Source organism: Saccharopolyspora mangrovi (assembly GCF_035320975.1).
Classification (GTDB): domain Bacteria; phylum Actinomycetota; class Actinomycetes; order Mycobacteriales; family Pseudonocardiaceae; genus Saccharopolyspora; species Saccharopolyspora mangrovi.
Genome location: NZ_JAWLNX010000014.1, coordinates 173446 through 186788 on the forward strand (window position 1 = coordinate 173446; position 13343 = coordinate 186788).

Below are 13343 nucleotides of genomic sequence, written 5' to 3' on the forward strand. Positions count from 1 at the left end.
TGACGTGGATGAGGTCAGGCGTTCGGCAGTCGTGTTCCCGTTTCGGCTGCAGGGTTGGCGGAGGCTGGGGCAGGTGGTTGGTCCTCACCGCGGTTTCTGCCGATGGCCACTCCGATGAGCAGCACGGTGGGGACGGTGAGGATGAGCGATATCGCGGTGGCCGGTGCGCCGCCGGTGAGCAGGTCGAAGTTGGCCAGCACGAGAGTGGCGAGTCCAGTCATGAGGACTGCGGCCAGCACCGGGGCGATGAGGGTGTGCCACAGGCGAGTGTCCAGCTGGGTTCGGCGGAAGAAGACCACGACCGAGACAGAGGTCAGGAAGTAGAGAACGAGCAGTCCGAGGATCGCCACACCGCTGCCCCAGGAGAACAGGGTGAGCACAGGGTCGAGTCCGAGGACGGCGAACGGCAGGACCGCCAGCAGGGCGAGCGCGGTCTGCAGGCCGCTGGCCACGAACGGCGCGCCCTGACGGTTAGTCCGTGAGATGACCGAGGGCAGTGCCCCGGTTCTCCCGAGCGAGTGCACGTAGCGGTTGGAAGCGTTGTGGAAGGCGAGGATTCCGGCCAGCAGCGAGGTCGCCATCAGCACACCGGCAGCGGTTCCCGCCCAGCCGCCGAGCGCTTGCGTCACCGAGGAGAAGACCAGTGTTGTGCTGTCTTCGCTCGCGAGCGCTTGACCGGCTTGCTCGACGATGCGGCTGGGGCCGTAGGAGCTGACCACCATCCAGGACACGAAGGCGAAGAACAGGGCGATGATGCCAACGGAGAGGTAGGTGGCCCGGGGGACGGTGCGGGCTGGGTCCTTGGCTTCGGCGGAATAGATCGCGGTGGACTCGAAGCCGAACATCGACGCGATCGCGAAGGTCAGGGCGACGCCGGGCGCACCGGTCAGCAGAGCCGTGGGCGAGAAGCTGGCGGCCGGGGCCAGTCCTTCGGGGCCGCCGCCGGCAACCAGGGTGACCAGGGCGAAGGCGAGCAGGATCGCCATCTCCGCGCCGACCAGCACGGCGAGGAACCGGGCGCCGAGGTCGATGTTGAGCGATCCGAGCAGCTGCACCAGCAGCATCGTGACCACTGCGCACGCCCACCACGGTGGGGCGATGTGCAGGTAGATCTCGGCCAAGCCGGAGACGGCTGCGCCGTAGAGCCCGTACATGCAGGCTTGCACGGTGTTGTAGGCCCACAGGGCCAGCAGCGCCGAGCCGGTGCCGAGCCTAGGGCCGAGGGCGCGACCGATGTAGGCGTAGAAGGCGCCGCCGGCGGTGATGTGGCGGCTCATGGCGATGAAACCGACCGCGAAGAGCGTGGTGATCAGACCGACCACCAGGTAGGCGGCCGGGGCGCCGGCACCGTTTCCCAGGCCGACGGCCAGCGGTAGCGCGCCGCCGATGCCGGTCAGCGGGGCCTGGGCGGAGAGGACGAAGAACAGGACGCCGGCGACGCCGATCGCGCCACGGCGCAATTCGCGGTTTCGCTCATCGCTCGCGGTGGGCGCGGCCTCGTTGCCGCGCACGGGCTGGGACATGGTGGCTCCGCAGAGGTATGTCCGTATCCGGACAGGTCGTTGAGGGTCGCTGGAACGAACACCCCGTGCTGAAAGGTGCCGGGGTGGTGAAGATCGCCAAATTATCCAGATGGACAGTTGTGACCGGTAGCACAGAGCATGCACCCGAGGGTGCAAACTGGTCAAGTGGACAATTCGAGTCATCTCCGGAGAGACTGGGCTGGGGGGTGATCACCGCGGACGGAAGGATGGGCCAAGCGCGGGATCGACCTTGGCCATGCCGGTGATCGGTGGACCGGAGGTTGTGGAGGGTGGGGACGATGACGAATGACAGGACCGCACGCTCCGGACGGGGTTACGGCAAGGGGCGGAACGCGCTCTTGGAGGCGGCGGTGCAGGTTGTGGCCCGTCGGGGACTGCGGAACCTGACCTATCGCGCTGTCGCCGAAGAGGCCGGCGTCGCGCACGGGCTTGTCGTCCACCACTTCGGGACCCGCGACGCGCTCTTGGCGGCAGCACTGGAGTTCTCGCTGGCCAACAGCGTTGGTGCGATGAGCACCAAACCCGGTAGTGGCGACATGGATGCCCTGTTTGGCGGGTTGGTCGACTTCGTTGTGGCCAATCCCGACGACCAGGCGTTCCAGTACGAGCTGATACTCGAAGCGCGCCGACGGCCGGAGTTCAAGCCGCAGGTCGAGCGACTCTATGCTGCTTATCGGGCGGAGCTCTTCACAGAGCTCGAGGCGGCGGGGGTCGCCCCCGACGACGCCCTCGTCCACCTCATTTTCGCGGCCCTCGACGGGGTGGTCTTCCAGTTGCTGTGCCTCGGCGACCGCGAGGCCGCGCTTGCCGGGCTCGAAAGGCTGCGCGAACTGCTACGCGCCCTCGGCTAGCTCTCGTCGCAGAGTCGCCATTGTGGAGAGACTTGGTCAAAAACCCCAGGTCAAAGGCTTGACCTGGGGTGCAAAGTGTCCGAGGGGGCCTTGCGCACTATTCACCGCCTTCTGCTTCCTGAAGCAGGTTGAAGCAGAAGGTTTTCGCCGTCCCGTCCGTCCCGGCGCGAGTCCACCTGGGACACCTTGGTGGGACACGCAGGGCTGCACTATGTACTGCGGAAACGGGGCGCAGAGGCGGGTGCTGCGGGGTGTCCCAGCGCGTCCCCTAGTCGGCTCTGGCCGCAATTCAACAGGCCGCAGACGTCGGCCGCGTCCGTCTCCCGCAGGGGTCGCATGGCAAACCTGCCGCAGTGTCACGGCCTCTTGAGGTTTGAGAATCACGATAGTTTCAGTGCGGCAACTACGTGGCTGCCGCGCAGTGCTCTGCCGAAGCAGCGCATGTCAGAAAGGAAGCGCGCGAGTCTGACCTCTGGGCATGCGCCACGACGCGCCACGCCTTGATCAGCATCGAGACTAAACCTCATCCCCTGGTCCGGAATCGCTCTCGGCAAGCACAGCTGGTCGGCGGCAATCCGATCGGTGAGCGTGGCGATGGCGACGGTCGCTACCCGGCTGCCGCCGTCCTCGTTACCCGCAGCGGCCTCGACCAACTCGTGTGCGATGTCGTGCGAGCAGATCGTTGATCTGGCTTCGTAGGAGCGCGGAAGCGGACGACAACATCGCACGTTCCGCCTAAGCGCACGGACGGGTCAGGCCATCGGCGCCAGCAACCCGGGCGCTATCAGCAGGACCACGCCCGCACCGATCAACACGGCACCGAGCGCGGAGCTGACGATCTCCGCGCGGGGGAGGACCTTCTCCATCGCGATCACCGCGGCGAGAACGGCCATCCACAGCAGGTTCATCGCACCGACGGCGAGCAGGACCACCATCAGCGCCCAGCAGCAGCCGAGGCAGTATCCGCCGTGGTGCACGCCGACCCGCAGCGCTCCCAGCCCCAGCCTGCCGCGGACCACCGTGTCGCCGTGCTTGACCACGAGTGCCAGCGGCGATCGGCAGCGGACCAAGCACCAGCGCTTCAACGGGCTGAATTCGTACGCTCCCGCCACCAGGAGGACGACCGCCCCGACCCGCACCGACGTCCCGCTGTGGTCGATCGCGTCGAACCCGCGCAGGATCGCCCACGCGGCAACGCCCGCGGCGGTCCAGACGAGCAGGTACCCGAGGGTCAGGGACGGCAGGACTCCGCGTTTCCGCCGCGCTCGCACCAGCCTGGACACCCCGATCGTGAATGGCGTGATCGCCGGCAACATCATCGCGGCCATCATCACGACCCAGACAGCGAGGAACAGGGCGAAGGGCGCCGGCCCGCCCGACATCTCAGCTTGCCCCGTGCCGGTGAGCAGGCCCATCCGCATCTCGGGCATGCCGAGGACTGCGCTCAGCAGCCAGGAAATTCCGGCCAGCGCCAGCAGAACCGCAGCTAGCGCCACCTCCACCCCGGACCAGGATCGCAGCGAAGGGATGCCGCGGGCCTGCACCGTGCGGGTCATGCCGCGTCCGGTCCGGTCCAGTCGAAGGGGATGTACTTGCTGGAGTAGCCCGAGCGGTCCCAACTGAAGCCGAACGCGTCGGCCCGGTCGGCGGTGGCCTTGCCCCAGACGGCGGCTCCGTGCCCTGGCCCGACTTCGGAGCCCGGCAGGTTGTGCACCTGCACGCGTGCGCCTTCGGGACTGGCGGGGCCGGTCAGCGCTTCGACGGTCGCCTCTGCCTTGCCGGGAATGCGGACGCTCCAGGTGGCCAGATCATCGGCGATGGAGGCTTCGATCTGGCTGTACTCCATGCCGACGATCTCGGGTCCGAAGAGCTCGCCGAACTGCTTCGGCCAGCCTCCTGCCTCTCCGCCGAAGATCTTCTGCAGTGCCGCGCGCTGCGATTCGTCCGCTCGCTCGTCTATGAAGAGGGCGGCACGGGCGTCGCTGTGCTCACCGCTCCACACGTTGCCGACGAACGAGGCGAGCATCGCGACGTTGAGCCCGTCCAGGGCGGTGTCTCCGTAGTTGCCCTCGCGGATGTGCCACAGCAGGACGCCGTTGCAGTCGCCGTAGGTCGGCGGCTGCGCGAAGGAACACGGGCACGGAATCGCGCACTTGCACGCGTCGAACCAGCCCCCGGCGAGGTGCCACTGCGGAGTGCTTCGAATGGTCATGTCGACCTCCACACCATCGCGGACGCAGACCTCACAGTCGAGTGTCGGCGCGCTTCGCGGCAGGAAACACGGTCGAAAGACCCTATGCATCCGCTTCCTGCGGCGCCCCGGAGGACGGCGTGGCGAGCAGTCGGAGGGGGCCGCCGACGGCACGGGCGCGTGCAGGTCGAACCGCGGCTGGCGACGAGAACGCCCCGCCTCGCTGGTGTGTGCAACGGTCTAGGAACGTGTGTGCGCAAGTGGTGATGTCGGCAAGGACAATGTCGGTGTCAGCAACGAGTGCGTCGTGAGCTCATCGTAGGGAGGTGGAACGCACAGCCCGCGCAGAGAAGGCCGCCTCACCGGAATCGACGGCACGACGTGGGATGGTAGAGACGCTGGTGGTCTCGGGCAGCTTGGCGCTGGCGTATCGGCGCGCCCCCGAGGCCAGTGCCGCGTGTCATGGGGTCGTGTTCTGGCCGGGTGACTCAACTTGTCTACTGTGACATGTCGTTTCCCGGTTCACCCGTCAGGCGTTGGGAAGGGCGGACGGGTCAGTCGTCTTCCGCGGCCCGGTGCGGCCCACAGGCGGAGCGTTCCGGCGTCGTGTTCTAGGTAGACCGGGTTACGGGTGACGACGTGACCGGAAGCCGACGGGGCGCCATAGCCCTCAGGCGGCCTTGGTGTTCTCCAGGCGCTGGTACACCTTGTTGCGGGTGCCCAGGACGTTCGATCCGAACAGGGCGGCGAGCAAGGAGCCCGCGAGGACCGGGGTTTTGACACGGTCGAGGTCACTGGTTCCATCCCAGCATTTCGCGCACCACCACTTTTCGCAGGTCAGTAGCATGATCCGTGATCCTTTGTAAGCAGCGCACCGGGCTGATCGGGCTCGGCGTCGTAGCGCCCCAGTGGGCCAGCGTCCTGCGCCACAACTCGGCCCGCGGCTCTTGAGTCGCGCCCAGCAGGAAGGCCACCGCGCAAACACCGAAAGCACTCGGCCAATCACGCCCCGAGAGCGTCGCATGCACGGCAGGATGGCAGCAGCCGATGAACGGAGTGGGCGAGGTATGAACGAAGCTGCGAGCCCGGATGGGGACACGAGCAACGTGTTCGCCGGATCAGCCGACACTGTCGTGCAGGCCAGGAACATCCACGGCGACGTGCACGTCTACCGACACGAGCACGCCACGTTGCCGGTCGCACGCCAACTGCCGCCGAGCGCACAGCATTTCGTCAACAGGGTCGCCGAACTCACCGAACTCGACCCGATGAGCGCCGGGCAGGTCCTCGACGGATTCCTGCGCGCGCTGGGCACTCCCCCTGACCGGATCCCGACCGAGTTGGAGGCACAGGCTGGGCTGTTCCGGTCGCTGCTGGAGGGCCGCCAGGCGCTCATCATGCTGGACAACGCGCGTTCCACCGAGCAGGTCAGGCCGCTCCTGCCGGGTTCGGACGGATGCCGGGTGGTGGTCACCAGCCGCGGCATGCTATCCGGGCTGGTCGCGAGCCAGGGCGCATCGCGACTCGGGTTGCGCATGCTCCTGCCGGACGAGGCCGTGGAGCTGCTGCGGCAGGTCATCGGCGCCGACCGGGCTGACGCCGAGCAGGACGCGGCTCGCGGCTTGGCCCGCCGCTGTGGATACCTGCCCCTGGCCTTACGCGTCGCCGCCGGACGCGCGGTGGCGAGCGACTTCCTGACCCTGGCGGACCTCAACGACGAACTCGACGAGGAGCACGGTCGGCTCGATGCCCTGACCACGGAGGCTGCCGGCGTTGGAGATCGTGGACTTCCAGGATCAGCGACTGGAACATCTCGATCGTGGACACGATCGCGGACAACGCCTCGTCCGGGGCGTCATCCTGGGCAGCCGCCCCGTGGCGCTGGCCGATGTGGACCTTCGTCTGGTCGGGTGCGCGCTGCACCGCAACGGCGAGATGGTCGAGACCGGCGCTGGGGAGCGGTTCTCGGTTCTCCGTTGAACTCGCTGGTCTGGCTGGCGAACACGGTCGGACCGCGCGGCGTGGCGTGGAACCCGGTCACGTCGTGTTGCCCGGTTCGATGACCAAGGCGATCCCGATGGCGCCTGTGGAGACACGGTGGTCAGCACGATCGCTGGGCTGGGAACCGCCACCGCCGTCCTGGGTGCGAAGGAGGAGCAGGTCGCATGAGCACTACCGAGCGCCAATGGTCCGTGGCAAGCGTGGTCGGCGCCCTTCTCGACGCTGAGAGCACCGCGACTGCGCTCGGTTCGATCGAGGCTGAGTGGGAGGGGTTGGATCACCGCGTGATCAGGAAGGAGTGGCTGGTGCAGGGGTGTGCGCAGCACATCGCGTAGCGACGCCGAAGGCGTCTTTGCGGCAGCCGGTCCGTCCTGATCGGCTCCGCCTCAGATCGATGAACCCACACCCACGACCTCCCCGCATCAACACCAGTTCCCATCCCCTGCAGACCCCAGGGGCAGCCCGCCTGTGACGCTGTCGGTGCCGGTGGTTGCTACTCGGCTCGTGCCGATGAGAGTTGACGTTGAAGGAAGGTGCGGTAGCTGGAAGGGGTCACGTTGCGGCGGCCCACAGTCATCGAGTGCTGGGTGAGCTCGCGGCGGCGGGCTTCGTTGAGCAAGGCACGGGCGTAACGCCGCATTTGCGGTTCACCGGCGCGAGCACGGGACAGGACCTGGTGGGCGAGGGGCCGCAGCTGACGTCGGCAACGCCGCGATCTGACAAATCGACGATCTTCGCCTCGGTGCTCTTCACCGCGCTCGCGCTGGGCGGCCTGCTGGTGATGGTCGGGAGCGGCCCGCGCACGCATCGCTTCGCCGTCGACGAGCGCGGACTGTGGTGGCGAGCCGGTCGCAACTCCCATCTGATCGCGTGGGAGGAGTTGTGTGCCGTGCGCGGCCAAGAACCACGTCAGCCGGTCAAGGGCGACCCGAACTCGAAGGCGACGCTGCCGGCCTTGGTGTTCACGCGACCGTCGCTTCGTAACCGGCACAAGGCGCTGCTGCAACAGCTGCCCACTGCCGCTCAGCAAGTGCAGCTGCGACTGCCGAATGACGCGGTCCGGCAGTTGACCCGGGAGATCGCCAGAGTCCGGCCGGATCTGCTCCGCTGATCGACGATCGCGCCCGGCCCGAGCATCCCGCGCTCATCACCGTCCGCGTTCGCCTGATCACGCAGCGCTAGCGATCGCCCCGCGCAATCGTTTGCCGTTGGCACTGGCCGAAACCCACTGCCCTGGACGGGACTTCCGGCCTATGACGCCGTGCTTGCCAGCGCTGTTCACTGACAGCACAGCACGGCGACCGTCGTGGTGATGCCGGGCCGGAACTCCAGCGATGAAGGGTGCTTCATGACCACCACACCACGGGATCGAGCAGCGCAGCAGCGGAGGCGGACCGGCTGGATCATGATCACCGCCTACGCCCGCGGGTCCTTCCCCGCGCCCGAACCCAGCAGCGTCGACGATCCGGTTCTGCGGGAGGCGTCCAGGAACGCGGTCTTCTGGCTCGGGCTCAACCTCGCGCTGGGCAAGAGCGACGCAGAAGCCCGCGAGAACGCCTACTTCGCCGCGCTTCGCTCAGCGCAGGACACCACGTCGAGCTCCCCCACGCGCCTGTGACGCGGGTTCTGCGGACGGCCGGGCGGTCCCGTTTTCGGCGTCACGACACGGTTTTCAGCGTGACGCCGTCGTCGCGCAGGCGGCGTTGCTCGGCTGCGGGCAGCACGTCCTCGGTGAGGGCGAGGTCGAACTCGGTGAGCGGCGCCAGGGCGTAGAGCCCGTGCTGCGAGAACTCGGTGTGGTCGATCAGCAGGACTCGCCGCGACGCCGCCTGCATCATCGCGCGCTTGACCTGGAGGTCTCCTGCGAGTGGTGGTAGCAGCGGCCATGGGAGACGGCGGTGGTGGACATGAACAGGGTGTCGGCGCGGACCTTGGCGACGCCTTCGGCGGTGCAGAGACCGAGGAACGCGTCGTAGGCGGGGAAGTACTCGCCGCCGAGCGAGATGACGTTGATGCCCGGGGCTGCCGTGTGCATCGCGATCACCGGCTGGAAATGGCTGATCACGGTGAGCGGCGCGCGCTCGGCGAGACGCTCGGCGAGGTGCAGGCACGTGGTGCTCTCGTCGGGCATGATCGTGTGGCCCGGCGGCATGAGGTCCAGCGCTGCTGTCGCGAGCGCGCTTGGTGGGTGCCATCGCGGCCATCCGCTCGCTCACGCCTCCGTGGAACACCGAGGACACCACCTGCGTCGCACCCCCCGCGGGTCTTGCGCAGCCACCCCTGGGAACTGCAGCGCGTCGAGGTCGCGGTGGATCGTCATCGCGCTGACTCCGAACGAGTCGGCGAGCTCGTGGACCCGCACGACGCCCGTCGCGGCGAGTCGTTCGCGGATCGCGTCCTGCCGCTGCCGGGCGTTGCGGCTCAGCGGATCGATGCTCCGCGCCATGCTCACCCATGTTCGCCGATGGTGTGAGCATCACACGGAATCCTCATCTCCCGGTCTGATCCACATCGCTGCCACCAGTCTTCCACGTCTTCGCCGCAACCGGCCGCTGAACCTCGGTCCCGACTCCGGACTGGACGAGCTGAACCGCGCGTTGGCCGGCAGCGAAGTCGCACGAGGAACCATCGTCGGGCTCTACCAGCGTTGACGTCCTCACCACGCGCGGCCACCGTCATCGACGACCACACCTGCGGTTCTCCTGAGCCCGCTGCTCCGGCGGGCGGTGACCGGCCTGCTGGGTCGCCGATCCGCTCGCGCCTCTGGCCTCCAGGCCGGGGGAGGCCCATGCTGGTTCCGTGACGTCGGAGAAGGTGCTGGGTCCGCTGACGTTGCTGCGGCAGCGTTGGGGAGCCGCGCTGTTCGAACGCGTCGCCGGCTCCGACGGTCCGGCCAAGCGGGCCCGCATCCACGGCCTGCCGGGCCCGCGCTGGTTCTCCGAGGACCGGCCGATCCGCCGGGTGCACGCCGATGCCGCCATGTTCGTCGGCGGGCTGCGGGCGCTGCTGCTGCAGTCGCTGCACCCGCTGGCCATGGCGGCCGTGGCCGCGCACTCCGGGTACCGGGGCGATCCGTGGGGGCGCCTGCAGCGCACGAGCACCTTCCTCGCGGTGACGACCTTCGGCACCGCCTCCGACGCGCAGGACGCGGTGGCCACCGTGCGCCGCGTGCACCAGAAGGTGCGCGGCTCGATCCGCGATGGGCGGACCTACCGCGCCAGCGACCCGCACCTGCTGGGCTGGGTCCACGTCGCCGAGGTGGACAGCTTCCTGCGATGCCACCAGCAGTACGGAGCGGTGCCGCTGGACGACGACGCCTGCGACGCCTACATCGACGACATGGCGCGCATCGGCACCGCGCTCGGCGTCGTCGACCCACCGCGCGACCGCGCCGAGCTGGGCGCACGGCTCGCGGCCTACCGATCGGAACTGCAGGGCACGCCCGAAGCTCGGGCGGCCGCTCGTTTCCTGCTGCTCGATCCGCCGGTGCCGGTGGTCGCCCGGGTCCCCTACGCCTTCCTGGCCTCCGCGGCGGTGGCAGAACTGCCCGTGTGGGCGCGGTGGCCGCTGCGCCTGCCCTACCTGCCGGTCGCCGAGGCGACGGCGGTCCGCCTCGGCGGGCACGGCATCGTGGGCGCGATCCGCTGGGCGATGACGGCCCCTGCGCAGGCCGACGGCCCGGACCGGAGCTGAGCAGGCTCGCGGCGGTGCTGTCCACGATCGCGCTACCGCGAGGTCTCCTCGGTGAACGGCGTGCAGATCGAGTCGCATCGGCGTTGCGGTGTTCCTGGCACCGCGTGCCACCGACCGCGAGGCGGTGTACCGCCAGTTCCGGGACGACCTCAGCGCCGAGGCACTCGGATGATCGAGCTTCGGGCGACATGGCGAGCCCGGCTGCGCCCCGCCTTCGTTTGCCGCCCTCGCGCTCGGGTATGCCTTGGCCGAAGACTACGAGGAGCGCAGGTTGTGGCAGAACGCGTCGCTGGTCCGCTCGGGTGGAGGCTCGTCCACGCCGTGGAGGGCGTGCTGCTCATGGTGCTCGGGGCTGCGGGACTGATCGCGCTGACGGTGCCACCGGAGGACCAGCCGCTCGTGGTGTTCGAACTCAACCCGGCGCATGCCCTTCTCCTGCTCGTCACCGGTGTGCTCGCCGTGGTCTCGACGTGGTCGTTGCGCACGATCCGGTGGTTCGCCGCAGCCGAACTGGTCGTGTTCCTGGTTCTCTTCCTCTACGGCACCGCCCAGAGCACGGCGGACGAGTCGAGCACGATCTTCGCCCTCGACCCACCGGAGAACTTCCTGCACGCCGCGCTCGCGTTGCTGGGCTTCATCGTCCTCTGCGGAGCTTACGTGGTGCCGGGGTCGGCGGGCCGGCGGCGACTGATCACCACCATGCATCGCCCCAAGGCTCGCGAGGCCAGGAGCGGTGAAGAAGACACGCCGCGGTAGCTCCGGTCAGACATCGGTGATCATCGGGTACGTGCCGTCGTCGTCGTGAACCTCCCTGCCCGTGAGCGGGGGGTTGACGACACAGACCGCGCGCATCGCGGTGTGCGGCCCGGCCTAGCCGTTTGATGGGTCTCCCCGTCGGGAACCTGAATGCGTGAAACGCCTATCCGATGTGGCCAGTTGGGTTGTGGATGATCGTGTCGGCCCAGTACCAGGAGTTCACCGACGGTGTGATGCGACGCGCCAGCGTTCCGACGACGCAGGAGGCTCGCGAGGCGAGCACCCATGCGCTCGAGGCCCTGGCGCAGCACCTCGACGGCCTGGACCGAGAACAAGTGGCCTCGGTGCTGCCGCCCACGCTCCGCAACGCCGTCGTCGGTGAGAGCTCCACCCCCGAGGGCAGCGCAGCGCCCGATCTCGTGCAGGAGATGTCGCGCCGAGCGTCCTGCCCACCCGAGAGGGCCCGATACCTGCTGGAAGCGGTCCTCTCCGAGATCGTCACCGCCGATCCGGCCTTGGGCGATTCGCTGCGCCACCGCTTGCCGCAGGAGTTCGCACCGCTGTTCACCGCGCCCGGCCAAGGACCACCACCGGACTTGAACGCCGCGGCTGCCGAGAACAAGCCACGCCCGCTCGATGCGGACGAGCTCGAACGGGCCTTGGGCCAGTTGGAGAACTGGCGCGGCTCCACAGCTGGGATCGCTCGCGAGATTTCCTTGCCGCCGGACCGGCAGCGGCCGTTGCTCGCGAGAGTGCGCGCAGCCGAAGAAGAGTTGTCGCACCACGTGAACGTGACGCACCCGGGTGCCGATCTCGTGCAGTTCGAGGTGCGCACGCGTTCCCTGGGAAGCGTCACGGAACTCGACATGCGGCTGGCCGCGCGTATCGATGAGGCGATCCGAGCCGTCGGTTCCGGTGGTTGAGCCGAACGCAACTTCTGCTGAGAGGGGACGCTCGTGCGGTCCTTGGACATCTACCTCAACGACCACTACGCGGGTGCGGTCGCGGGCGTCGAGCTGGCTCGGCGACGCACGCGCGGGGCCACGAACGAGGAAGAGGCTCGAATCCTGCGGGACCTCACGGCAGAGATCGACGAGGACCGCCGTTCGCTGCGGAAGATCATGGCATCCCTCGATGTGGACGTTTCCTTGTCCAAGGCGTGGGCCGCCTGGATCGGCGAGCGCCTGACCCGGCTGAAGCCCAACGGCTCGGTGTTGACCGTCTCGCCCCTGACGAAGCTGATCGAGTTGGAGTCGTTGCGGCTCGGCGTCGAGGGCAAGGCCAGTGGGTGGCGTTCTCTTCTGGTCGTGGCGCAACACGACAGCAGGCTCGATTCTGCGGCGATCGAGCGGCTGCACGAACGCGCTCAGGACCAACTCGAAGTGCTGGAGGGACTGCGGATGCACCACGCAACGGAGGTGCTCAGCGGCGCGGACCCACGCGCCGGCACGGACAGCACCGACACCGCGCGGTGAATCTCCGCCAGTTCCACATCCGCTCCACCGAGGTGTCCGCCGCCGGCGACCTGGTTCACCCCCATTCGCCGCGGCAGCGTGCGTGAACCTAGCTAGAACTCACCGCGCCAGCGCTTGCGGAGCGAGCACCTTGAGCATCGAGTCCAGCCGTTGCCGCTGGCGTGCGACCTCGACTCGCGGCGCCGAGGCGGTGGCGACGAGTTCGGCGTCCTTGATCGCCTGCGCGCGCTGCCCGACCATCTCCCCGTAGAGGCCGACCTCGGCGGCGTGCAGGTAGGCCCGGCGGAGATCTGCGACGAGCTTCAGGCTCGACGGGAGCCGCCGGTCGGACGCCTCGGCGATGGCTCGACTGAGCCGTGCACGCCAGGGTGCGTCGATGGATGTTGGAGATGGCCAAGTAGAGGTGTTTGCTCAGTTCGTGGTTGTCGCGGCGCAGCGTGTCGTTGTCATGCTTGAGCTGATCGAAGCGGGCGATGCCCGCTTCGATCGAGCCCGTCGGCCGGGTGGAGCGTTGCTGGGTGAGGCGGGTGGTGATGTCGGGGACGTCGCGCCGGAGGGGGTGTGGCGGTCGAGGAACTGGGTGATCTGCCCGGCCACAGACCAGATCGTCAGACCCGTGCCGTTGCCTACGGTGGCGCCATGTCTACGCGCGCCAGCCTCGGACGATGCACGAACCTACCGGGGAGCAGGCAGGTCGTTCGGGTGGTTCGCCCTGATCGTCTGCCCGACCACGGTCGACTTCACCCGTTCTTCTCCGGTGATCCTCTTGGACAGGTACCCGCGGACGAGGTCCTTGGCCTCGGCCAGCATCGCCGGATCGCCGTGGGGGTCG

At 68.4% G+C, this 13343-nt stretch carries 18 protein-coding genes and 2 pseudogenes; 11 read left to right on the plus strand and 9 right to left on the minus strand.

Features of this window, described 5'->3' with window-relative positions:
• Positions 1–14: 14 nt before the first annotated feature.
• On the minus strand, positions 15–1523 hold the full coding sequence (locus R4I43_RS20540; RefSeq protein ID WP_324267287.1) for an APC family permease: 1509 nt from the start codon (positions 1521–1523) through the stop codon (positions 15–17).
• Positions 1524–1822: 299 nt separating this feature from the next.
• On the opposite strand from R4I43_RS20540, the gene R4I43_RS20545 reads away from it, so the two are divergent.
• A complete protein-coding gene (locus R4I43_RS20545) occupies positions 1823–2395 on the plus strand; it encodes a TetR/AcrR family transcriptional regulator (protein WP_324267288.1) in 573 nt (190 codons plus the stop codon).
• A gap of 752 nt (positions 2396–3147) precedes the next feature.
• On the opposite strand, the gene R4I43_RS20550 is transcribed toward R4I43_RS20545, so the two are convergent.
• The 3 genes from R4I43_RS20550 to R4I43_RS20560 all read right to left on the minus strand — a co-directional run bounded on the left by R4I43_RS20550 (position 3148) and on the right by R4I43_RS20560 (position 5433).
• Positions 3148–3951: a DUF2182 domain-containing protein gene (locus R4I43_RS20550; RefSeq protein ID WP_324267289.1), complete on the minus strand. Its 804-nt coding sequence runs from the start codon at positions 3949–3951 to the stop codon at positions 3148–3150.
• Positions 3948–4607, minus strand: coding sequence for a DUF1326 domain-containing protein (locus R4I43_RS20555; protein WP_324267290.1), 660 nt, complete (start codon positions 4605–4607; stop codon positions 3948–3950). The genes R4I43_RS20550 and R4I43_RS20555 overlap by 4 nt, the downstream gene beginning before the upstream one ends.
• 649 nt (positions 4608–5256) lie before the next feature.
• On the minus strand, positions 5257–5433 hold the full coding sequence (locus R4I43_RS20560; protein ID WP_324267291.1) for a hypothetical protein: 177 nt from the start codon (positions 5431–5433) through the stop codon (positions 5257–5259).
• A 421-nt stretch (positions 5434–5854) separates the two neighbouring features.
• On the opposite strand from R4I43_RS20560, the pseudogene R4I43_RS20565 reads away from it, so the two are divergent.
• The 5 genes and pseudogenes from R4I43_RS20565 to R4I43_RS20585 all read left to right on the plus strand — a co-directional run.
• A pseudogene (locus R4I43_RS20565) lies at positions 5855–6247 on the plus strand (NB-ARC domain-containing protein); the annotation flags it as partial.
• Between the two features lie 103 nt (positions 6248–6350).
• A pseudogene (locus R4I43_RS20570) lies at positions 6351–6755 on the plus strand (2-keto-4-pentenoate hydratase); the annotation flags it as partial.
• Positions 6752–6922: a hypothetical protein gene (locus tag R4I43_RS20575; protein WP_324267305.1), complete on the plus strand. Its 171-nt coding sequence runs from the start codon at positions 6752–6754 to the stop codon at positions 6920–6922. The pseudogene R4I43_RS20570 and the gene R4I43_RS20575, both read left to right, overlap by 4 nt.
• Positions 6923–7167: 245 nt before the next feature.
• Complete coding sequence (locus R4I43_RS20580) at positions 7168–7698, plus strand: hypothetical protein (RefSeq protein ID WP_324267292.1); 531 nt, start codon at positions 7168–7170, stop codon at positions 7696–7698.
• 237 nt (positions 7699–7935) lie between these two features.
• Positions 7936–8205 (plus strand): hypothetical protein, encoded by a 270-nt coding sequence (locus R4I43_RS20585; protein WP_324267293.1) that lies wholly within the window; start codon positions 7936–7938, stop codon positions 8203–8205.
• 40 nt (positions 8206–8245) lie between these two features.
• Here R4I43_RS20585 and R4I43_RS20590 read toward each other — a convergent pair whose 3' ends face one another.
• Genes R4I43_RS20590 through R4I43_RS20600 form a run of 3 tightly spaced genes read right to left on the minus strand, consistent with a single transcriptional unit; the run spans position 8246 to position 9033 of the window.
• A complete protein-coding gene (locus R4I43_RS20590; RefSeq protein WP_324267294.1) occupies positions 8246–8425 on the minus strand; it encodes a DeoR/GlpR family DNA-binding transcription regulator in 180 nt (59 codons plus the stop codon).
• The gene (locus R4I43_RS20595; protein ID WP_324267295.1) at positions 8422–8739 is read right to left on the minus strand and encodes a sugar phosphate isomerase family; all 318 of its coding nucleotides are present in this window, start codon (positions 8737–8739) and stop codon (positions 8422–8424) included. The genes R4I43_RS20590 and R4I43_RS20595 overlap by 4 nt, the downstream gene beginning before the upstream one ends.
• Positions 8740–8799: 60 nt before the next feature.
• Positions 8800–9033: a DeoR family transcriptional regulator gene (locus tag R4I43_RS20600; RefSeq protein WP_324267296.1), complete on the minus strand. Its 234-nt coding sequence runs from the start codon at positions 9031–9033 to the stop codon at positions 8800–8802.
• On the opposite strand from R4I43_RS20600, the gene R4I43_RS20605 reads away from it, so the two are divergent.
• The 3 genes from R4I43_RS20605 (at position 9032) to R4I43_RS20615 (ending at position 11036) form a co-directional block, all read left to right on the plus strand.
• Positions 9032–9238 carry a hypothetical protein gene (locus R4I43_RS20605; RefSeq protein ID WP_324267297.1) on the plus strand — a complete coding sequence of 69 codons (207 nt, stop codon included), beginning with the start codon at positions 9032–9034 and terminating at the stop codon, positions 9236–9238. The genes R4I43_RS20600 and R4I43_RS20605 overlap by 2 nt on opposite strands.
• A gap of 148 nt (positions 9239–9386) precedes the next feature.
• Complete coding sequence (locus tag R4I43_RS20610; RefSeq protein ID WP_324267298.1) at positions 9387–10280, plus strand: oxygenase MpaB family protein; 894 nt, start codon at positions 9387–9389, stop codon at positions 10278–10280.
• A gap of 273 nt (positions 10281–10553) precedes the next feature.
• On the plus strand, positions 10554–11036 hold the full coding sequence (locus R4I43_RS20615; protein WP_324267299.1) for a DUF4383 domain-containing protein: 483 nt from the start codon (positions 10554–10556) through the stop codon (positions 11034–11036).
• Between the two features lie 6 nt (positions 11037–11042).
• Here the strand turns inward: R4I43_RS20615 and R4I43_RS20620 are convergent, their stop codons facing one another.
• Positions 11043–11132 (minus strand): ectoine synthase, encoded by a 90-nt coding sequence (locus tag R4I43_RS20620; protein WP_407691279.1) that lies wholly within the window; start codon positions 11130–11132, stop codon positions 11043–11045.
• Between the two features lie 95 nt (positions 11133–11227).
• Between R4I43_RS20620 and R4I43_RS20625 the strand changes: the two genes are divergently transcribed.
• Together R4I43_RS20625 and R4I43_RS20630 are read left to right on the plus strand one after the other, a co-directional pair.
• Positions 11228–11959 (plus strand): DUF2267 domain-containing protein, encoded by a 732-nt coding sequence (locus tag R4I43_RS20625; RefSeq protein ID WP_324267300.1) that lies wholly within the window; start codon positions 11228–11230, stop codon positions 11957–11959.
• 33 nt (positions 11960–11992) lie between these two features.
• The gene (locus tag R4I43_RS20630; RefSeq protein WP_324267301.1) at positions 11993–12511 is read left to right on the plus strand and encodes a hypothetical protein; all 519 of its coding nucleotides are present in this window, start codon (positions 11993–11995) and stop codon (positions 12509–12511) included.
• Between the two features lie 99 nt (positions 12512–12610).
• On the opposite strand, the gene R4I43_RS20635 is transcribed toward R4I43_RS20630, so the two are convergent.
• Complete coding sequence (locus R4I43_RS20635) at positions 12611–12751, minus strand: hypothetical protein (RefSeq protein ID WP_324267302.1); 141 nt, start codon at positions 12749–12751, stop codon at positions 12611–12613.
• Positions 12752–13343: the final 592 nt, after the last annotated feature.